Here is a 19,289-nt window from a genome sequence, read left to right as displayed (position 1 = left end):
TTGCAAACTATCCGGAACGCCAGAAAGCCTCGGCAGAAAAACCAAACACCTGCGTGGATTGTTACTTTTGCCGATCTTGCCACGCTGCTGTTAACGTTTTTTATTCTGCTGCTGTCGTTTGCGGAAATGGATATCGAAAAATACAAAGCCATGGCCAATTCCATGTCCGTGGCGTTCGGTTCTGCCAATGTGTTGAGTGACGACATAGGCGGCTCGCCGATTACTCTGGTGGAATCGGATACCGTATCACTGCCAGAGCCCACAGAGTCCCAAACCCGAGAACCTGAATTTATCGACGAGCGTGCGCCGGATTCCACAACCACGGTTATTTCCGGTGGCGTTATAGATCTAGCCAGCAACATGATCCGCGAGCTGGAAAACGAAGTGGCGTCCGGGGCTTTGAGTGTCAATTACGATAAAAATAAAGTGGTTATCCGGTTCTCGGAAGAAGCAGCCTTCCGATCTGGAGAGGCCGCAATAAAACCGGAGATGATTCCCATTATTGAGCGAGTGGTTGGCGTGTTGTCGGGGTGCACCGGAGATGTATTGGTTTCTGGCTACACCGACGATAGGCCTATATCCAGTAGCCGTTACCGTTCCAATTGGGACCTTTCTGCTGCCCGTGCAGTCTCTGTGGTACACGAATTGGTTTTGAGCCGGCAGGTACCCGCCGAGCGAGTTGTCGCCGCTGGCCGTGCTGAAACCAACCCGCTTGCCCCGAATGATACGGCTGAAAACCGTGCATTGAACCGCCGGGTAGAAATTGCCATACGTGATCCCAAGTGTGACGAATCCGTCTCAACCAGCGATTTGCCCGTGGAAATCCGGCCTTGAGCACAAACATAGGAGAGAAAATATGAGCGGCCCTGATAAACCCAAGGTTCTTGATGAAGAGTGGAGCGACGAGCGCGTAAAAAGCCACCTGCCAAGCGACCCCAAAGAAGAAGGATCTGACTACACGGCCCTGCTGAACGCATACAGAGCCATGAGAGCAGAGGATTTTGAACGCTTTGTGGGTTTCTTCGTAGAAGCCGGTGGTGATCTAAACGCCATTGACGAGGCCGGTGAGACCTTTCTGGATCACGTATCCCAGCACCGCAAAGGCGCAGACTACGCCCGGGCGCTGGAACAGGCGGGTGCGAAAAAGACCGCAGCGACTGAGCACTAAGCCTCGGCCAGATACTCATCCTTGAGTTTCACATAGTTGGCCGCCGTGTACGCAAAAAACGTGCGCTCCTTATCGGTCAAAGCCCGCGCCTTCTTGCACGGCGAGCCAACATAAAGGTGCCCGGATTCCAGTGTTTTACCCGGCGGCACCAAACAGCCCGCTGCGACAATCACCTCATCCTCCACCACTGCGCCATCCATAATGATGCAGCCCATGCCCACCAGCACACGGCTACCAATGGTGCAGCCATGCAGCAAAGCCTTGTGCCCGACGGTCACATCGTCGCCCAGCGTAAGCGGATGGCCACCCGGGTTAAAATCACTGGCATGGGTGATGTGAAGCACCGAGCCGTCCTGAATACTGCAACGGTCGCCAATGCGGATCCTGTGCATATCACCTCGCACCACGGTCATCGGCCAGATGGAGCAATCGTTTCCGGTTTTAACATCGCCGATCACTACCGCACTGGGGTCCACCAAAGTGCGCTCCCCTAAATTTGGCGTGATACCCTTGTGAGAACGTATATTCGTCATTACATATACTCGTAGATGAGATTATTCCCCGAGTCTGGGTCGCTCGGAGGAAGGGCCTTTCCAAAACACGCCGTAAATACTCCATGTAGGCTCGGCTCCGCCCTTTGGCGCTAACGCTCCTGCGTCACGCCAAAGGTCCTGGGCAAGCCGTCCATGGCTTGCCCGTGAAGTGCTTTGCACTTTACCCATGGCTCCGTACGGTTTTGGGAAGGCCCTTCCTCCGGACTCCACTCCCGGGACCAACAGTATTGCGTTGCCTATGTCACGCTACTTTACCAACTCGTTGCTGAGAAGGGGATCCATGAACAATCCGTTACTGACTGATGATTTGCTGCCGAGGTTTGACCATGTGAGAACCGAACACATGGAAACGGCTATCGACCAGATTCTCAGCGAAAACCGCATGAAGATCGCCAGCCTGGCCCAGAATGAAGACCCCACCTGGGACACACTGGTTCAGCCCATGCAATCGCTTGAGAACAAACTGAGCAACGCCTGGTCCGTCATCTCACACCTAAACAGCGTGATGAACAACGACGACTTGCGCAAGGTCTACAAGAATTGCTTGGAAAAGCTCACCGAGTACAGCACCGAAGTCAGTCAGAACTCAGCCTTGTGTGAAGCCTACAAAAAGCTCGCCGCCCGGGATGACTTCAGGGAACTGAGCGAAGCCCAACGCAAAGCTGTGGATAACACCCTGCGCGACTTCCACCTTGGCGGCGTCGACCTGCCCGACGACCAGAAAAAGCAGTATGCGGACCTTTCCCGTGAGCTGTCGGAACTCACCAACCGCTTCAGCGACAATGTCCTGGATGCCACCCAAAACTGGTTTAAACACATCACCGATGTGGAAGAACTGTCGGGTATTCCGGAATCCGCGCTCGAAGGCGCAAAGCAGGCGGCCAGCCAGAAAGAACTGGATGGCTATGTAATTACTCTGGATTTCCCCAGCTTCTTTCCGGTGATGACCTATTGCGATAACCGTGAGCTGCGCCACGAAGTCTACGAAGCCTTTGTTACCCGCGCTTCAGACGTAGGGCCAGGCGCTGGAAACTGGGACAACACTCAGGTAATGGCCGAAATCCTCAAGCGCCGCCACGCGCTGGCCAAGCTGCTGGGCTTCAACAACTATGCCGAACGCTCACTGGCCAAGAAAATGGCCCGGGATACCGGCGAAGTTCTGGGCTTTCTTAACGAACTGGCCGCCAAGTCCAAGCCGGTTGCCGAAAAAGACTACGCTGAACTCAAAGCCTTCGCCAAAAACGAGCATGGTCTGGATGACCTGAAGGCCTGGGACGTTGGCTACTACAGCGAAAAGCTTCGCCAGCAGCGCTATGACATCTCCCCCGAAACACTCCGTCCCTGGTTCCCTGTGGATAAAGTAGTGCCTGGCTTGTTCCGGGTTGCTGAGAAGCTGTTTGATATACAGATTGAAGCCAAACCAGATGTAGAAACCTGGCACGAAGACGTCACCGCCTACTGCATCTGCCGTAACGGCGAGCCCATTGCCTGGTTCTACTTCGACCTGTTCGCCCGTCAAGGCAAGCGTGGTGGTGCCTGGATGGCCGATTGTCGGGTACGCTGGCGCGACCAGCGTGGCACACTGCAACTGCCAGTGGCTTTCCTTACGTGCAACTTCACGCCACCGGTGAATGGCAAACCGTCGTTGCTCACCCACGACGAAGTAACCACCCTGTTCCACGAATTCGGCCACGGCCTGCACCACATGCTCACTCAGGTGGAAGTCATGGACGTGTCCGGCATCAACGGCGTCGCCTGGGATGCGGTAGAGCTGCCCAGTCAGTTTCTGGAAAACTGGTGCTGGAGCCCAGATTCTTTAGCGTTGATTGCCAGCCACCACGAAACTGGGGAGCCCTTACCGGAAGATCTGTTGCAGAAACTGCTGGCGGCCAAGAACTTCCAGTCAGGCATGGCTATGGTGAGACAGTTGGAGTTCTCCTTGTTCGATTTCCGCCTCCATGCGGAGTTCACCGAAGAAGCGCCTACCAATCCGCTGCACATGCACCGCAAAGTGCGTGAGGAGATAGCGGTAGTGGAAGGACCGGAATTCAACCGTTTTCCGAACGCCTTCTCCCACATCTTCGCTGGCGGATACGCTGCGGGTTATTACAGCTACAAATGGGCGGAAGTGCTGGCTGCAGATGCTTTCTCGTTGTTTGAGGAAAACGGCATCTTTGATCAGGAAACCGGCCGGGCGTTCTTGCAGAACATTCTGGAGAAAGGCGGGTCTCAGGAGCCAATGGAACTATTCAAAGCCTTCCGAGGCCGCGAGCCGCAGGTGGATGCCTTGTTGAAGCAGACTGGCATCACAGACGAAGCGGCCTGATCCAATCCCCTCCGGTGGTTCTACAGCCACCGGAGGCTTTAATCTGGAGTTACGTTATGGCGACCCCAAAGCGTTTTATAGCCGGTGCGGTTTGTCCCCGCTGTGCGGAGATGGACAAGATCATGATGTTCACCGACGACAACGACGAGCAGATTCGTGAGTGTGTAGCTTGCGGTTTTACCGATGCTATGTCGGATACGGAGGTGCCGGCCAATCCTGAGCTCGAAACTCGGGTTAATCAGCGTGAGAACACCGACGATCATACGGTTAAGCAGGTTGTTTTTTTTAAGGCTGGGTCTGAGGACTAGAGATTGTTGGGTGTAGCCTGCTGGTTTGGAGGTGTTCGAGGCCGCGGCGATATATTTTTCTTCTGGGAAAAACAACTCGCTTCGCTCAGACATCTTTTTCCCGGCAGAAAAACATCTCCCCACGTCCTCTTGTTGTTACTGCGAGGATAGATCGGTTTAAAAGATAAAGATGTTTGGACCGTTCAGCACGGTTTGGATTCCGTATTTCAGATTCTAGATTTCAAATTCCAGATTATGGTTTCGCGTATCCGGTGTTGGCAGCATTGAAAATGTTGCAGGAACGTTTTCCCCTTTCCATTCTTTCTCTAGCGATAACTATTCTGTGTGCCTAGAGGGTGCGGTGGGTCTTTTCTGGCGGAAAAAAGATGTCTGAGCGAAGCGAGTTCCTTTTTTCCAGAAGAAAAAACCCACCGTGACCTCGTAGCCCCCAAAACCGGCAGGCTACGAAAAGAAGGCCAACTCCAAAGTCGAAGTCAGAGAACCATAGCCGCCAACCACCCAAAGCCAAGCAACGGCAGGTTGTAGTGCAGGAACGTAGGCACTACAGAATCCCATATGTGGTTGTGTTGGCCGTCTACGTTCAGGCCAGCGGTGGGGCCGAGGGTGGAGTCAGAGGCGGGGGAGCCCGCATCACCTAGAGCGCCAGCGGTACCGACCAAAGCAACGATAGCCAGAGAGCTGAAACCCATTTCCAGCGCCAGAGGCACGTAGAGGGCCGCGATGATGGGGATGGTGGAAAAGGATGAGCCAATGCCCATGGTGATCATCAAGCCGACCAATAGCATCAGCAGCGCAGCCATGGGTTTGTTGTTGCCGATTACGTCTACAGAGCTTTGCACCAGCGTGGCGATTTCGCCGGTTTCACGCATCACTTCCGCAAAACCCGAAGCGGCGATCATGATGAAGCCGATCATGGCGAGCATCTTCATGCCTTCGGTAAATAGGTCGTCTGCTTCTTTCCACTTCACTACGCCAGAAAGATTGAACAGCAGGAAGCCCGCCAGAGCGCCAAGAATCATGGAGCCCAGCCAGAGCTGAACCACGAAGGCGACCACAATAGCGATAACCGCCATGATCAAAGTGCCGGAGCTATAAGATACATTTACTCGCTCAGTGCGGGTAATGGCTTCTAAATCGTATTCACGTTCGCCACGGTAGGTGAAGAATACGGCAATCAGCAGGCCACAGAGCATACCCAAAGCAGGCAGGGCCATGGCGTGCATTACGCTTAGGCCTTCTGTTTCACCACCGTTGGTGCTGATTTTAGCCATTAGGATGTCGTTCAGGTAAATACCGCCGAAGCCGATGGGTAGGAACATATAGGGGGTGATCAAACCGAAGGTGAGCGCACAGGCTACGAGCCGGCGATCCATCTTCAGTTTAGCCATCACGTACAGCATGGGTGGGACGACCAGCGGGATAAACGCGATGTGAATCGGCAGTATGTTCTGGGATGACAGAGCAATCAGGATCAGCACCCCGATGATCATGTAGCGGACACTTTTGGCGGCTGCACTGTTTTCTTGCTGGCCGACCATAGTGAGCGTTTTATCTGCCAGCGCATGGGCAAGGCCGGATTTACCGATGGCAACGGCGAAAGCACCCAGGGTTGCATAGGAAAGAGCGACGGTAGCCCCGCCGCCGAGGCCGTTGTTAAAGGCTTCGATGGTAGCTTCAAGGGACAGTCCGGCGATTAGGCCACCGGAAACGGCGCCTACGATAAGGGCAACAACAACGTGGATGCGGGCCAAGCTCAGCACGAGCATGATCAGCACCGCAGCAACAACGGCATTCATGGGAAAACTCCGAGTACGCGTGGTGGGTTAATCGACCTTCTTGGAAGGTAGGCATTATGAAAACGCGGTAATGTGCAGCAATTGGATGGCTGAGTCAAAGGACTTGTGTAACGGTCAGTCCTTATCAATTCGTGCAAAACGTGGAACCTGCTCGCCTGCCACGTTTACCGTTTCCCGGAACATGCTAAGAGGGCGCACCCACAGGCTGTAATCGCCATATAGGCAGCGGTAAACCACCAGTTTCTCTTCGGTCTCGCTGTGTCGGGCAATGTCGATTACTTCGTAATCTCTACCTTTATAGTGCCGGTAGCGGCCGGGTCGGAGATCGATCTTTTTTTCAGTCATGCTGTGCTGTGGCCTTGTAGTGTTAAAGGTGTCGGATATCTGGGTAGGTTGGCAGCAGTCGTTTAATGAGTCGATTCTGAGCTGCGGTTGATATCTGATGTTTTTCCATAGCCAGAATAAGGTTTTCTGCCAGCGCATTAAACTGCGTAGTTGTAATTCCCATATCTGCGTGTAGTTCACGCATCTCGCGCCCTGAGTAAGTACATGGGCCGCCACTGAGCTCGCACAATTGATCGGTAAGGTTGCGGTGGAACTGAGCAACATTCATACCCTTAAACTGATGATTAATACGCTCGTCGGCAACAATCAGGTAAAGAAGGTCTTCTACCACATCTGCAATTCCAGATCGTTCACCGAGCTGTTGGTACAGGTTGTTGTCAGGTTCACCGTGAAAGCTTTGGCAGCCATTTAGGACAAGCCCTGCTGTGATCAAAAGTGTGACGATGAGCGTCTTTGTGTTGCTCATACTCAGAAACTCCCCTGTAGAGACAGGTAAACACCTTGCTGGTCTTCTAGAGTGGCAATGTCGCCCAGATTCACGAATGCAGCCGTTACCGCCAACCGGCGATCTGGCACCCAAGCAATGAATACATCCCACCAGTCGTCTTCCCGGGCAAAACTCAGGTTGTCCGGTTTTTGCCGGTACTCGGCACCTAGCAGCCATTGTCGGTTAACGAAAACGCCAGCACCGGCTTCCGACATCACCTCGTATCCGTTGTTCAAATCACCGCCAAAACCTAACAACCCGCCTTGATTGGCGCGGGTGCCACGCACTGTCGCGTTTACCAAAAGGTTGCGGCCAAACACAGCGGCAAAAAGCACTTTGGAGCCGGAAAGGTACACATCTGTGCCACTGTCATCCCGGGCGCCTATCGCGTTTGGCACGGTGAAATCCCGTTGCCGCTTGTGTTGAATGCCTGCAGACCACTGCCCCCAAGGGCTGTAGAGAACGTCACCAGCCAGTCTTACTTTTACACCAAAAATATCCTGATTGAGTTCATCTTGTTCTAACCCAAAACCGTTTTTGAGTGTGAACACTAAGCTATCGAGGTCCAGTGTTTGGTGCGCAATGGTTACCTCAACCCGGTTATTCCAGTTCAAGCCAGCACCGGTAACCGAGAGAGAGTAGTCATCCACCTCGGCGCGGCTGAGGGCAAGCGTGCCGCCCCACTCTTCATCACTGGCGTAACTGCCAAGCATGGCCCAGGGCACCAGACCTCCGCCCGCACTGCCCTCTATGTTGGTTACGCCCCCGGTGGCCCAGATACGGCTGCCGATATCGGCCATGGCGGCAGGCGCCGAGAGAATTCCCAGTGTTAGCAGAAGGATAAACCTCCCTGTCACCAGTGTGTTGATGAATCCTGCGGCAAAGGGGGTCATGACAAAGGCTCCGGCGAAATGTCGGCCAGCTCCTGCTGACGCTCTTTAATGGTGGCCGATGTCTGTGCAAGATCTGCTGCTGACACCGGGCGGCTGAGGTAAAAACCCTGACCCACATTGCAGCCCCAGGTTTGCAGCAGCTTCCAGGTCTCGAGATTCTCGATGCCTTCTGCGACAACTTTTAGCCCAAGGCCGTGAGCCATGTCGATGGTGGATTTTACAATCAGTTGATCCTGAGGCTCTGTGTTCAGGTTTAACACAAAGGATTTATCGATTTTCAGCTCTTGAACCGGCAGCATACGTAGCTGCGACAGCGAGGAATAACCGGTACCAAAGTCGTCAACTGAAAGCGTAACGCCAAGGTCCCGCAGGCGATTCAAGGTAGCCATGGCTTCTGCGGGGTCTTCCATCAAGGCACCCTCGGTGACTTCCAGAGTGATACGGTCCATATTGTGGTGCCAGTCTTCAAAAGTTCTGGCGACGCGTTCGGCCAGCCCGGGGCTGGTTAAGTCCATTGCGGAAAGATTGATCGCCACGCCTGCATCCAGGCCTGCCCGGAACCAAGCGCGGGCATCACCAGCAACACGCTGCAGTATGTGGTCTGTTAGGTCGTGGATTTGCCCGGATTGTTCCGCCAGAAAGATGAACTCCTCCGGTGAGATAAAGCCCAGCTCAGGGTGCATCCAGCGCACCAGAGCTTCCACTTGAAGCAACTGTCCGCTGTAGCTGTCCAGTTTAGGCTGATAATTCATATGCAAGCCACTGTTGCGGATGGCGCTGTGAAGGTCGGAGATCAGTTTGAGCTCCCGCAGGTGGTTCTCGTCACGCCCGGGTTCGTAACATGTGATGGTGAGGCGCTGCTGAAAAGCCTGTTCGAACGTTAGGTTCACCCGCCGTCTCAGTTCATTGGTATTTGAGGCATCGGCGGGCAGTTGCATGGATATCAAAGTGGCACGCAATGAAAACGGCGTACGGTCGATACTTAGCGGTGATTCGACGCTGGCATGCAAGCTCTTCGCCTGCTGATCCAAAGTTTCCAAACTGCACGCCGGGAGTAATGCCAGAAACTCGCCGCCGCCGGTTCGTGCTATGTGGAGAGCGTCGGGTAGTTCATCACGCAGCCGATGCGAAAGAGCAAGTAGTACCTTGTCGCCAAACTCAATACCGAGAGTATCGTTGATGTTGGAAAGATCGCTCACGCGCAGCCCGATCAGGCTGCAAGGGTCTCCTGACCTAAAGCTCTCATTCGCCGTGTGCATCAGTGCGTTTCGGTTACCCAACCCGGTTACCTCATCGTGGGTTGCGGCATAGCGAATTTCTGCCTCGCGCCGAGTGAGTTGGGCCAAGGTATCTCGTAGGGTATCCCGGAGTTGCAGGAGTTCACCCCCGGTGCGGATACTGGGCGCTTGGGGGTTTAGCCCTTGGCCGACGGCACGCGCGTAGTCTGCAAGCTGCAGTACTGGTTTGCCGAGATGTCTTGCAATGAGCAATGCCAGCAGTGTTGCAAGTATCATGATCACGGCAACAAATAGGGCTATTTCCAGAGCGCGTGTGTAGTAGTTCTGTAGACTGGCCTCGCGGCTGATCATCAGAATCGCTTCGAAGACGCCTTGCCCAGAGGCGCCAAGGTTGAGCCTACGAGTGAAGTAGCGGGCGCTTTCAATAAAATGGCCGCCACCGGCAGAGCTGATAAGTGCGGGTTCCTCCGCCCTGTCGATGTCTGTTGACGCTGCAAAGCTGGTAAAACCACCCGAAGCGCCGGTGCTTGTGCGGAAAATAACGGAGCTGCCACTGAGCCTGGCGATAATGTCGGCCAACTCCTGATCCAATTCAAAGCCAGCTACCAGCCATGCCCGCAATCCGGGTGCTTCTACCGGAACCACTAGCACCTCATAGCCACGTTGGTCGATGGTAAGCAGTGAGCGGTCAGACCCATCTCTGCGGGCATTGGACAACTGCGCGGAGGTAATGTCGGGTAGGGCTTTGGCCAGAGTGGATGCCAGAAGTTCGCCTTGTTGGCCCAGCAGTAATGCAAAATCTGCCCCCGCACGCCCACTGTGGTTTTCCAACGCGCTACTAAGTGTGGCCGGATCGCGGCTTGCGATGGCAGAGCGGAAGCCGAAATCCCGCACAACCACGCTTAGTCGGGAGAGCTCTAGATCTGTGCGGCGCTCGATGACTTCGTTTGTTAGGCGTTCAGCGATGCTGAGTTGTTCCAGTGCCCGGCGCTTCTCGTCCTCAAACAGGTACACCATCAATAGTGCGCCAATTAACAGGCTCACTAAAGCAACCAGCGCAACCATGGCCGTGACAAGACGACCGCGAAAACCGATGCGGTTCGCTGTGCGCTCCATCAAAGTTCCTGAAAGCGTTTCTGGAGGTGGTCCAGAGGGTGTTCGTGCCTAGGCTCAGGGTCGAGCTCAATGCTCACGGTGTGCACCGGAGCATTTTCCAGACTGGCGGAACTTATTTCTCGGGAAATGGGTTTTGTGTTGTTTGGTAAGCGGGGATGCCAGATATTCAAGCTTAGAGAGTCCGGTTTCGGGGCTTCACCGAAATCCAGTGCAATCGTGAGCTCTCCCTGTTCATCGGTTTGTCCGATGGCGCGGGTATCTGCCACTACAATAAACGCCTGCATATGGTCGTGAATATTACAGCCTAGCTCGACAATGCCTGACTGGTCAAAGAGCACGGGTGCCTCAGGTTTGCCTGCATAGAGTTCGAGGTTAAAAGTTTTCGCTGGCGAAAATGAATATACGTGGTGTTGAGTATTGTCTTGATTGGGAAAATCGACGCTGGAGCCAGTGGGCAGAATTAAAACATGGGGGTGAAACATGCGGTCTTTTTGAATCACTTCTGCACGTATAGGCGCTGCGTGGCTCCCATCATTCAGGTATACCACTGCACCGGTCACCGGGCCTGCGCCGCCTGAAAGCTGAACACGCACTCTAAGCTGTTCCGCGATTAACGGGGTCGATAGCAGGCTAGCGGCCAGCAAACAAAGCGTTTTTACCTTCATGACGAATATGAGCCTATTCATTGCGCAGCGCTCCACCCTCTAAACTCCACCGCCCCTAGCCGAATCAGGCCAAACCGGAGCCCAGAGAAAAGCGGATGTGATTACGGACCAGAAGGTTTTCCCAGTATCGCCGCATCCAGTCCCAGGCTTCGTTATTAACTTGTTCTACGAAGGGGTTCAGGTTGAGTTCATAGTAATCCGGCGTACCGGCAATTTGCAGGACTGTTATGGTGATGGAGTTGTCCAGTTCGTTTGCGAAGGGTTCGCCAATCAGCTCGTGAACCAGCAGGTTCGCACGAGTTGCTTCCATATCGACCAGCCCGCCGGTTCGGATAGAATGGTTGTTTTCGTGCATGTCTTCCATCAGGCGGTGGCAAAGGTAGGCGCGGATTAGCAGGCCGTCCAAACCATCATAACGCACAAGCAGTGCCGAAGGCTCAGTAAAGTAACCGATGGCCGCTTTTACAAACGGATCAAACAATCTGGCTGTCCCTGCCTCCCTTGCACAGGCGTCCACACATTCTATGAGCCGCGGCGCCATTTCTATATATTCTATGGCGAACTGGAACAAGCAAGAAGCTGGCTGAAAGCCCTCGATGGTGACAGCCGAGGGCAATGCCGCCGCCTTCTCATGCAGCTGTCTCAGAAAGGTTCCCGAGCGTGCCTCCTTGCGTCGCGCGTGGTCAATGATCTCTAGGACTGCCTGTGGAGTCATTTGAGGACATGCCGGTGTTTGAACAAATTGAGGTCGCAAGGCGCCTCCCGTAACGGACAATAAGTAACTGGGCAGCTAAGCAGCGGGTTGCTTCGACTCAACACTGTGAGGCGCCCTTCTTTTCTGACAAGTGTAGACGAGATTTCGTGGGCTGCGATTACTGGACTGTCAGATATTGTTAACGATTGCTCTTCTGGGCTATTGGTTGCTGAACCATCGATCGTTACGGGTATATGACCAGCATAACCAACCCATGCTCGCAGCACGGGCCAACATGAGGCAGATGAGGGAAAACCAGAGCCCGTGATTTCCCCAGCTTGTGGTTAACCACCACACAGGGGCGAAAACCCCCAAGGCGGAGAAAAGCATGGTGTTTTGCATCTCCCGAGTGCGGGTAGCGCCGATAAATATGCCGTCGAATAGGAACCCCCATACGGATACGAAAGGCAGCAACCAAAGCCAGGGCAAGTATTGCAATGCGGTTGTTCGCACCTCTTCAATGCCCGTCAGCAGTGCAATCAGGCCTCGGCCACCGGCAACGAATAGAATGGTCAATAGTAGAGCCCCCCACAAAGACCAGCGCAGAGCGCAGCGGAACACCACCAGAAAGCGCTTTTTGCTGTTTTTGCCCACAGACTCACCAATCAAAGCTTCTGCCGCATTGGCGAAACCGTCCAAAGCGTTGGAAATCAACAGCAGGAAGGTGATCAACACTGCGTTGGCCGCCAAAATGGTATCGCCCTGACGAGCCCCTTGAGCAGTAAAAAACGCCAACACCAGTAGCAGAGCAATAGTGCGAACCATGATGTAACGGTTCACTTGGAGGATGGCCAGATAGTCTGCGAGAGTTCCGAACAATGCTCTGGTGAGCTTTTGTCCATCAGGCATGCGTTGCAACACGATCATAAAACCGATGATAGCGGCACCGTACTCGGCGATTACCGTGGCAATGGCCACGCCTCGGCTATTCCAACCCAGCACCGTTACGAAGAACACGTCCAGCACGATGTTCAGGCCGTTGGCCACGATCAGCATGATCATGGGCCCACGGGCGAACTGGGTACCAATCAACCAGCCTACAAGCGTGTACTGGCACAGCACCGCTGGAGCGCTCCAGATCCTTATAGCCGCATACTCAGCAGCAAGCTCGGTTACGCCCGGGCTGGGATTCATGAGTTCCAGCCCGATTCGAATCAGCGGCTGATGGCATAGGATCAGCAGCAGGCCAATGCCCACAGCTAACATGACCGAGCGAAGAAGCAGTGCCACCTGACTGAAGCTGTCGCGCTTGCCCCAGGCCTGAGCCGCGAGCCCGGTTGTGCCCATGCGCATGAAGCCGAACGTCCAGTACAGAATGCTGAACAGGTTAGCGCCAACCGCCACGGCGCCTAGATACTCGGGGCTTTCCAGATGCCCCAACACAGCCGTATCCACCAAACCCAATAGCGGAACGGTGAGGTTGGTGAGCATCAACGGCCATGCTAATGCCCATAAACGGCGATCTGTTACCGACATCTTCATTGTCATATTCGATCTGCTTCTTAAAGGAGCGCCCTTAGTCTTTTTGGGTTTAACTGGTTTTTAGTCTTTTTTTGATCTGTGTCTATACTCGATTGTGATGTATCCAATAAGCAGGCTTTCACTCTGCGATTTTCTGGCGAATGCGAGCGCCGGTAAAGAGTAGAGGGATTACGCAAAATCCGACAAGAATAACACTCTGTGGAGACACAGTATGCGCGTGCACGCTCAGCGGGTAGGTGCCCTTTTAGGCGGTCTATCGTTTCCCGCGTTGTCCATGGCGGACTGGACGGTAAACATGACCCCCGGGGTAACCGGTACCAGTAACGATATATTTGACCTTCACATGACCATCTTCTGGATCTGCGTCGTTATAGGCGTCGTGGTATTCGGGATCATGTTCTGGTCTATCTTCGCCCACCGCAAGTCTCAGGGCGCAAAACCTGCCAACTTTCATGAAAACACGCTGGTTGAGGTTCTTTGGACGCTCATTCCGCTTGTCATTCTCATTGTTATGGCAATTCCCGCCACTACAACTCTGATCGACATGTACGACACCACTGAATCGGATGTCGACATCAAGGTGACCGGTTATCAGTGGAAATGGCAGTACGAGTATATCAACGAAGATTTTGGTTACTTCTCTAACCTGACGACACCGAAAGATCAAATCAATAACCGGCAGACCAAAGGTGAAAACTACCTGCTGGAAGTGGATAACCCGATGATTATCCCGGTGGGCAAGAAGGTTCGCTTTTTGCTGACGGCCAATGACGTTATCCACTCCTGGTGGGTGCCGGACTTTGGCGTCAAGAAAGACGCCATTCCAGGCTTCATCAACGAAGCCTGGACTCGGGTAGACAAGCCAGGCACCTATCGCGGCCAGTGCACAGAGCTGTGCGGCAAGGACCACGGCTTTATGCCGGTGGTAGTGAAAGCCGTGCCGGAAGATGAATACAACACCTGGGTTGCCGATCAGAAAGCGGCAGCCGAGAAAGAACGTGAGTTGACCCAGAAAGACTGGACCATGGAAGAGCTGATGGAGCGGGGCGAAAAGGCCTACGCCACCGCCTGCGCAGCCTGTCACCAGGCGGATGGCAGCGGTGCTCCACCGGCATTCCCCGCTCTGAAAGGCAGTGCCATTGCGACCGGCGATATGGCCGCGCACATCGATGTGGTCGTGAATGGCGTGTCCGGTACGGCCATGCAGGCCTTCGGTGGACAGCTGAACGAAGCGGATCTTGCAGCCATCATTACCTACGAGCGCAACGCTTGGGGTAACAAGATGGGTGACATGGTCACGCCAAAAGAAATCTTCGATTACAAGAACCAACAGTAATCAACGCCAGATAACAGATATCACCAGCCACAAACATTGGCGGTAACGGGGGTTTTCATGAGTGCGGTTGCAGGTACCCACGCACAAGATCATCATCACGGCCCGGCTCGCGGCATCAGCCGCTGGTTGCTGACCACGAACCACAAAGACATCGGGTCTATGTACCTGATATTCAGCTTCACCATGTTCCTCTTAGGCGGAACCATGGCGATGGTCATTCGGGCAGAGCTGTTTCAGCCCGGGCTGCAAATTGTTCAGCCGGAATTTTTTAACCAAATGACCACCATGCATGGCCTGATTATGGTCTTTGGTGCAGTTATGCCAGCGTTTGTTGGCTTGGCGAACTGGATGGTGCCGCTGATGATCGGCGCGCCGGATATGGCGCTGCCACGAATGAACAACTGGAGCTTTTGGCTGCTGCCCTGTGCCTTCCTGATTTTGGTATCAACTCTGTTCATGGAGGGCGGTGCGCCTAATTTTGGCTGGACCTTCTATGCCCCGCTTTCCACTACCTATGGGCCACCCAGTACAACCTTCTTTATCTTCGCCATCCACATTATGGGTGTGTCGTCGATCATGGGCGCGATTAACGTGATCGCTACGGTACTCAACATGCGGGCACCGGGCATGACGCTCATGAAAATGCCCATGTTTGTGTGGACTTGGTTAATTACGGCATTCTTGCTGATTGCGGTCATGCCCGTGCTAGCGGGCGTGGTCACCATGATGCTGATGGACATCAACTTCGGCACCAGCTTTTTTAATGCAGCCGGTGGCGGCGATCCGGTTCTGTTCCAGCACGTGTTCTGGTTCTTCGGGCATCCCGAGGTGTATATCATGATCCTTCCGGCTTTCGGGGCGATCTCTCATATCATTCCTGCATTTTCTCGCAAGAAGCTGTTTGGTTATGCCTCAATGGTGTATGCGGTGGGTGCCATTGCTCTGCTTTCGTTCTTGGTATGGGCGCACCACATGTTCACCGTAGGCGTGCCGGTGGCCGGGCAACTGTTCTTTATGTACGCCACCTTGCTCATTGCGGTACCAACGGGCGTTAAGGTGTTCAATTGGGTGGCTACCATGTTCCGGGGCTCACTCACGTTTGAAGCCCCCATGCTGTTTGCCATCGCCTTTGTGATCCTCTTTACCATCGGCGGCTTTTCCGGGTTGATGTTGGCGATTGCACCGGCGGACTTCCAATACCACGACACTTACTTTGTAGTGGCCCACTTCCACTATGTGCTGGTGCCTGGAGCCATATTCGGCATCTTCGCGTCGGCGTACTTCTGGCTGCCTAAGTGGACTGGCAATATGTATGACGAAACCTTAGCCAAAACCCATTTCTGGCTATCGTTTGTGGGTATGAACTTGGCCTTCTTCCCCATGCACTTTTTGGGGCTGGCAGGAATGCCGCGCCGGATTCCGGATTACGCCTTGCAGTTTGCCGATTTCAACATGGTGTCGAGCGTCGGTGCCTTTATGTTCGGCGCGACCCAATTGTTGTTCCTTCTAATTGTGGTGAAGTGTGTGAAAGGCGGCGAAAAAGCGGCTGCAAAACCTTGGGACGGTGCAGAAGGGTTAGAGTGGACCGTGCCGTCACCTGCGCCTTACCACACGTTTTCTACGCCACCGGAAGTGAAATAGAGGTAGGCAGAAATGGCTGAGCAACAGGCAAATAAACCGACGCCCCAACGCAGTAATACACGGGTTATTGGCTGGTGTGTCGCCAGCGTGGTCGGCATGTTTGCCTTCGGTTTCGCCATGGTGCCTCTGTACGATGTGTTTTGCGACATTACAGGCATCAATGGCAAAACCAGCGGCCGCTATGAATCCACTGAGCGCACAGCTGCAGACATGACGCGTACGATCAAGGTGCAATTTCTGGCCCAGAACGGGCCAGACATGCCTTGGGTGTTTCGGCCGGTGGAGCGCAGTGTTGAGGTGCATCCCGGCGAAGCCACAACCGTGAATTTTTATGCGGAAAACCCGACGGACAAGGATATGGTGGGGCAAGCGGTACCCAGCCTGTCACCGTCCGAAGGTACCCTTTATTTCCACAAAACTGAGTGTTTCTGCTTTAACCAGCAGCCGCTATCTGCAGGTGAGAACACCCATATGCCTTTGGTTTTTATTGTGGATCAGGATTTGCCTAGCCATATCACCAAGCTAACGCTGTCTTACACACTTTATGATCAAGGCGAGCCGCAGACGGCTGTAACAAGCACAACGAACACAACAATAACCGATAACGGATAAGCCATCGGAGATTGCTATGGCGGAAAATCAGAGCTATTACGTTCCCGAACAGAGCAAGTGGCCGATTGTGGCCACGGTGGGGCTTGGTGTCATGCTTTACGGCGCGGCCTCGATTATGGTCAGCAGCAATCAGGGCCAAAGCACGGGCGGCGACTGGATGATATTCGCGGTCGGCACCGCGATTATGATTTACATGCTGTTCGGCTGGTTTGGCAGTGTGATCAAAGAAAGCCGAAGCGGGCTCTATAGTCCACAGATGGATCGTTCTTTCCGCTGGGGTATGAGCTGGTTTATTTTCTCCGAAATCATGTTTTTTGCGGCGTTTTTTGGCGCACTGTTCTACGCCCGGGTGTTTGCTGTGCCCTGGCTGGGCGGTGAGGGTGACCGTGGCAGCTCCAACATGCTCTGGGAGGGCTTTCAAGCCACTTGGCCTTTGATCAATAACCCGGACCCAGAAGCTTTTCCAGCACCCAAGTCCGTTATTGGCGCTTGGGGGTTGCCGCTGCTGAACACCATTTTGCTGGTTGCCTCGTCGTTTACCGTGACAGTAGCCCACCATGCGCTCAAAGGGGATAACCGCAAGAAAACAAAAATCTGGCTTAGTGCGACCATCATATTGGCACTGGTGTTCCTTTTCTTCCAGGCGGAAGAATACATGCACGCCTATCAGGAGCTTAACCTGACGCTTCAATCCGGCATCTACGGCAGCACCTTTTTCATGCTAACCGGCTTTCACGGTTTTCATGTGATGCTGGGCACTCTCATGCTAATTATCATGCTGATACGCATACAGAAAGGGCATTTCACGGGCGACAATCACTTCGGCTTTGAGGCGACGGCCTGGTATTGGCACTTTGTGGATGTTGTTTGGCTGGGATTGTTTGTATTCGTGTACGTTATTTGATGCAACTTAGAGAGCGGGATCAGGGGGTCGGGTGTAACGTCAGGCTCCCTTGCCACAGAGACAAAATAATAACCGCCAAAAGAAGCACGCTTAGCGTTACCCGCACAGCGAGGGAAGTCACCACTCGATTGGTTTTGCCTCCGTCTTTGATGAGAAAGAACAACCCACTGAAAAGACTGAAAATCACGGCGAGCATGAGGAAAACGATAAGGGCTTTGAGCATAAAGACGTCTCTGGTTTTTGTTTTGATTGCTGCCAGATTTACTATAGCAGACCATGACTGAGCCAAAGCAACACGTGCGAAAATGGCAGCTAAACTGGCGATTAATGGTTTTTACAGGAGCCTTCTTGCCGTTGTTGGTCGGGCTGGGTATTTGGCAGCTGAACCGGGCTTCGGAAAAGCAGATTCTAATCGAGCAATGGCAACAAGAAGCCCAAAACCTTGATTGGCCTGAACAGGTTGCTAGCGGGTTGGATAACGGCAGGCCGGTTACGGTTACAGGGCTCTTTGGCGAACGTTGTTGGCTGTTGGATAACCGAACCCGCGATGGCATTGCCGGCTACGAAGTGCTAACAGCCTTTTACCCGCTTCAGGGGCCGGCTGTTTTGGTCAACAGAGGTTGGGTGGCAGCGCCACGAACCCGAGACAGGCTACCCGTTGTTACTCCCCCCGAAGGTGTTTTCAGTTTAACCGGTCGATTAAGCCCTTACCCGGAACCGCCTTTGCTGTCTGGGGAATCAGCCGTTTCAGACAGTTGGCCCCGGCGAGTACAGGCACTTCCTGCAGACGTTGCGAGAATGGAAGTTTCGGGGTTGCCTAGCGCAATTATTCGGCTTAGCGGCAGCGAACAGCCGGGAGCTTATCGCGCTGATTGGGAACCAGATCTCATGGGACCACAAACCCACTACGGATATGCAACACAATGGTTTGCGCTTGCAGTGGTGCTGACTATATTGAGTGTAGTGGCGAGTTATCGAAAGACAGGAACCAATAATGACAATGACAATGGCTAACCAATTACCACAGCAGGAAGAAACAGAAGGCCCTACACCGGAACAGGTCCGCAGAGGCAGACGCACCGCTATGTTGCTGTTTGCACTTGGATTTGGGCCGATGATTTTGGCCACTATTATGTTTTATACCGGTTGGCTAAACCCGGCAGGCCACACCAATCAGGGTGCGTTGATCAATCCGACGGTGCCTGTTGCCGCGCTTAATCTAGAGACGCTTTCGGGTGAGCCTCTGGCTGAACGCTTTAGCGCAGGCCAGACAGATCCCCAGTGGCTACTCGTGGTTGCAGCTGGCGAGTGCGATAGCCGTTGCGAAGAACTTCTCTACCTTGCCCGGCAGGCCAATATTGCACTGGGTAAAAATGCTAACCGCGTATCCCGAGCCGCCGTACTGGGTGGTATTTCCGGTGATCTAGCGGCGCGCTGGCCCACCGAATACCGGTTGATGGAGCGTCTGAGACCTGTGCCGGGTACCACGCCGGGCTGGCCTGCTGGCATTAACCCGGAAGCAGAGCCCCGCATCATGTTAATTGATCCCTTTGGTAACGTGATGATGCACTACGGCCCTGAGAACTCTGGTAAGGACATGCTCAAGGATCTCAAACACCTGCTCAAACTGTCACAGGTGGGCTAAGCACAGCCCGGAGGAACTA

At 53.8% G+C, this 19,289-nt stretch carries 20 protein-coding genes; 10 read left to right on the top strand and 10 right to left on the bottom strand.

The annotated features are described in order from the left end of the window. Both KO508_RS02495 and KO508_RS02490 read left to right on the top strand, forming a co-directional pair. Positions 1-834 carry a flagellar motor protein MotB gene (locus tag KO508_RS02495; RefSeq protein WP_216006753.1) on the top strand — a complete coding sequence of 278 codons (834 nt, stop codon included), beginning with the start codon at positions 1-3 and terminating at the stop codon, positions 832-834. A 22-nt stretch (positions 835-856) separates the two neighbouring features. After that, entirely contained in the window at positions 857-1,168 is a 312-nt protein-coding gene (locus KO508_RS02490) for a PA4642 family protein (protein ID WP_216006752.1), read from the top strand. Here the strand turns inward: KO508_RS02490 and KO508_RS02485 are convergent. Next, complete coding sequence (locus tag KO508_RS02485) at positions 1,165-1,701, bottom strand: gamma carbonic anhydrase family protein (protein WP_216006751.1); 537 nt, start codon at positions 1,699-1,701, stop codon at positions 1,165-1,167. The two genes, KO508_RS02490 and KO508_RS02485, sit on opposite strands and share 4 nt — an antisense overlap. 301 nt (positions 1,702-2,002) lie before the next feature. Between KO508_RS02485 and prlC the strand changes: the two genes are divergently transcribed. Beyond that, positions 2,003-4,048 carry an oligopeptidase A gene (prlC, locus tag KO508_RS02480; RefSeq protein WP_216006750.1) on the top strand — a complete coding sequence of 682 codons (2,046 nt, stop codon included), beginning with the start codon at positions 2,003-2,005 and terminating at the stop codon, positions 4,046-4,048. A gap of 56 nt (positions 4,049-4,104) precedes the next feature. Then, positions 4,105-4,356: a YheV family putative zinc ribbon protein gene (locus KO508_RS02475; RefSeq protein ID WP_216006749.1), complete on the top strand. Its 252-nt coding sequence runs from the start codon at positions 4,105-4,107 to the stop codon at positions 4,354-4,356. Between the two features lie 473 nt (positions 4,357-4,829). Here the strand turns inward: KO508_RS02475 and KO508_RS02470 are convergent, their stop codons facing one another. The 8 genes from KO508_RS02470 to KO508_RS02435 form a co-directional block, all read right to left on the bottom strand. Continuing rightward, the gene (locus KO508_RS02470) at positions 4,830-6,152 is read right to left on the bottom strand and encodes a Na+/H+ antiporter family protein (RefSeq protein ID WP_216006748.1); all 1,323 of its coding nucleotides are present in this window, start codon (positions 6,150-6,152) and stop codon (positions 4,830-4,832) included. 114 nt (positions 6,153-6,266) lie between these two features. Next, on the bottom strand, positions 6,267-6,497 hold the full coding sequence (locus KO508_RS02465) for a DUF1653 domain-containing protein (protein ID WP_216006747.1): 231 nt from the start codon (positions 6,495-6,497) through the stop codon (positions 6,267-6,269). A 22-nt stretch (positions 6,498-6,519) separates the two neighbouring features. After that, entirely contained in the window at positions 6,520-6,963 is a 444-nt protein-coding gene (locus KO508_RS02460; RefSeq protein WP_216006746.1) for a group I truncated hemoglobin, read from the bottom strand. A 2-nt stretch (positions 6,964-6,965) separates the two neighbouring features. Beyond that, positions 6,966-7,877 (bottom strand): DUF3034 family protein, encoded by a 912-nt coding sequence (locus KO508_RS02455; protein WP_216006745.1) that lies wholly within the window; start codon positions 7,875-7,877, stop codon positions 6,966-6,968. Continuing rightward, the gene (locus KO508_RS02450; protein WP_216006744.1) at positions 7,874-10,231 is read right to left on the bottom strand and encodes a putative bifunctional diguanylate cyclase/phosphodiesterase; all 2,358 of its coding nucleotides are present in this window, start codon (positions 10,229-10,231) and stop codon (positions 7,874-7,876) included. The genes KO508_RS02455 and KO508_RS02450 overlap by 4 nt, the downstream gene beginning before the upstream one ends. Further along, positions 10,231-10,917: a methylamine utilization protein gene (locus KO508_RS02445; RefSeq protein ID WP_252737773.1), complete on the bottom strand. Its 687-nt coding sequence runs from the start codon at positions 10,915-10,917 to the stop codon at positions 10,231-10,233. Before KO508_RS02445 ends, KO508_RS02450 begins: the two co-directional genes overlap by 1 nt. Before the next feature lie 43 nt (positions 10,918-10,960). Beyond that, positions 10,961-11,611, bottom strand: coding sequence for a hypothetical protein (locus KO508_RS02440; protein ID WP_216006743.1), 651 nt, complete (start codon positions 11,609-11,611; stop codon positions 10,961-10,963). 198 nt (positions 11,612-11,809) lie between these two features. Beyond that, entirely contained in the window at positions 11,810-13,138 is a 1,329-nt protein-coding gene (locus KO508_RS02435; protein ID WP_216006742.1) for an MATE family efflux transporter, read from the bottom strand. Positions 13,139-13,343: 205 nt separating this feature from the next. Here KO508_RS02435 and coxB point away from each other — a divergent pair, with 205 nt between their 5' ends. From coxB to KO508_RS02415, 4 genes are read left to right on the top strand one after another with little or no spacing between them, the layout of a single operon-like run. Then, complete coding sequence (gene coxB, locus KO508_RS02430; RefSeq protein WP_216006741.1) at positions 13,344-14,468, top strand: cytochrome c oxidase subunit II; 1,125 nt, start codon at positions 13,344-13,346, stop codon at positions 14,466-14,468. Between the two features lie 57 nt (positions 14,469-14,525). Continuing rightward, positions 14,526-16,109, top strand: coding sequence for a cytochrome c oxidase subunit I (gene ctaD, locus KO508_RS02425; protein ID WP_216006740.1), 1,584 nt, complete (start codon positions 14,526-14,528; stop codon positions 16,107-16,109). Between the two features lie 12 nt (positions 16,110-16,121). Further along, on the top strand, positions 16,122-16,721 hold the full coding sequence (locus tag KO508_RS02420; RefSeq protein WP_216006739.1) for a cytochrome c oxidase assembly protein: 600 nt from the start codon (positions 16,122-16,124) through the stop codon (positions 16,719-16,721). Positions 16,722-16,737: 16 nt separating this feature from the next. Then, the gene (locus tag KO508_RS02415) at positions 16,738-17,625 is read left to right on the top strand and encodes a cytochrome c oxidase subunit 3 (RefSeq protein WP_216006738.1); all 888 of its coding nucleotides are present in this window, start codon (positions 16,738-16,740) and stop codon (positions 17,623-17,625) included. Positions 17,626-17,644: 19 nt separating this feature from the next. Here the strand turns inward: KO508_RS02415 and KO508_RS02410 are convergent, their stop codons facing one another. Continuing rightward, positions 17,645-17,848, bottom strand: a complete 204-nt coding sequence (locus KO508_RS02410; RefSeq protein WP_216006737.1) for a twin transmembrane helix small protein — start codon at positions 17,846-17,848, stop codon at positions 17,645-17,647. Between the two features lie 125 nt (positions 17,849-17,973). Between KO508_RS02410 and KO508_RS02405 the strand changes: the two genes are divergently transcribed. Continuing rightward, a complete protein-coding gene (locus KO508_RS02405) occupies positions 17,974-18,639 on the top strand; it encodes an SURF1 family protein (RefSeq protein WP_289851818.1) in 666 nt (221 codons plus the stop codon). Further along, complete coding sequence (locus tag KO508_RS02400) at positions 18,620-19,270, top strand: hypothetical protein (RefSeq protein ID WP_436836602.1); 651 nt, start codon at positions 18,620-18,622, stop codon at positions 19,268-19,270. Before KO508_RS02405 ends, KO508_RS02400 begins: the two co-directional genes overlap by 20 nt. Positions 19,271-19,289: the final 19 nt, after the last annotated feature.

It is taken from the genome of Marinobacter salexigens (assembly GCF_018860765.1).
Classification (GTDB): domain Bacteria; phylum Pseudomonadota; class Gammaproteobacteria; order Pseudomonadales; family Oleiphilaceae; genus Marinobacter; species Marinobacter salexigens_A.
Note: the sequence above shows the minus strand (reverse complement) of the source record. Positions and strands in the feature narration are given on the sequence as shown.

Bases quoted from the DNA above. Each gene is read 5' to 3' on its own strand.
- KO508_RS02490 (WP_216006752.1), top strand. From the start codon at position 857: ATGAGCGGCCCTGATAAACCCAAGGTTCTTGATGAAGAGTGGAGCGAC.
- KO508_RS02485 (WP_216006751.1), bottom strand. From the start codon at position 1,701: ATGACGAATATACGTTCTCACAAGGGTATCACGCCAAATTTAGGGGAG.
- prlC (WP_216006750.1), top strand. From the start codon at position 2,003: ATGAACAATCCGTTACTGACTGATGATTTGCTGCCGAGGTTTGACCAT.
- KO508_RS02475 (WP_216006749.1), top strand. From the start codon at position 4,105: ATGGCGACCCCAAAGCGTTTTATAGCCGGTGCGGTTTGTCCCCGCTGT.
- KO508_RS02470 (WP_216006748.1), bottom strand. From the start codon at position 6,152: ATGAATGCCGTTGTTGCTGCGGTGCTGATCATGCTCGTGCTGAGCTTG.
- KO508_RS02465 (WP_216006747.1), bottom strand. From the start codon at position 6,497: ATGACTGAAAAAAAGATCGATCTCCGACCCGGCCGCTACCGGCACTAT.
- KO508_RS02460 (WP_216006746.1), bottom strand. From the start codon at position 6,963: ATGAGCAACACAAAGACGCTCATCGTCACACTTTTGATCACAGCAGGG.
- KO508_RS02455 (WP_216006745.1), bottom strand. From the start codon at position 7,877: ATGACCCCCTTTGCCGCAGGATTCATCAACACACTGGTGACAGGGAGG.
- KO508_RS02450 (WP_216006744.1), bottom strand. From the start codon at position 10,231: ATGGAGCGCACAGCGAACCGCATCGGTTTTCGCGGTCGTCTTGTCACG.
- KO508_RS02445 (WP_252737773.1), bottom strand. From the start codon at position 10,917: ATGAATAGGCTCATATTCGTCATGAAGGTAAAAACGCTTTGTTTGCTG.
- KO508_RS02440 (WP_216006743.1), bottom strand. From the start codon at position 11,611: ATGACTCCACAGGCAGTCCTAGAGATCATTGACCACGCGCGACGCAAG.
- KO508_RS02435 (WP_216006742.1), bottom strand. From the start codon at position 13,138: ATGACAATGAAGATGTCGGTAACAGATCGCCGTTTATGGGCATTAGCA.
- coxB (WP_216006741.1), top strand. From the start codon at position 13,344: ATGCGCGTGCACGCTCAGCGGGTAGGTGCCCTTTTAGGCGGTCTATCG.
- ctaD (WP_216006740.1), top strand. From the start codon at position 14,526: ATGAGTGCGGTTGCAGGTACCCACGCACAAGATCATCATCACGGCCCG.
- KO508_RS02420 (WP_216006739.1), top strand. From the start codon at position 16,122: ATGGCTGAGCAACAGGCAAATAAACCGACGCCCCAACGCAGTAATACA.
- KO508_RS02415 (WP_216006738.1), top strand. From the start codon at position 16,738: ATGGCGGAAAATCAGAGCTATTACGTTCCCGAACAGAGCAAGTGGCCG.
- KO508_RS02410 (WP_216006737.1), bottom strand. From the start codon at position 17,848: ATGCTCAAAGCCCTTATCGTTTTCCTCATGCTCGCCGTGATTTTCAGT.
- KO508_RS02400 (WP_436836602.1), top strand. From the start codon at position 18,620: ATGACAATGACAATGGCTAACCAATTACCACAGCAGGAAGAAACAGAA.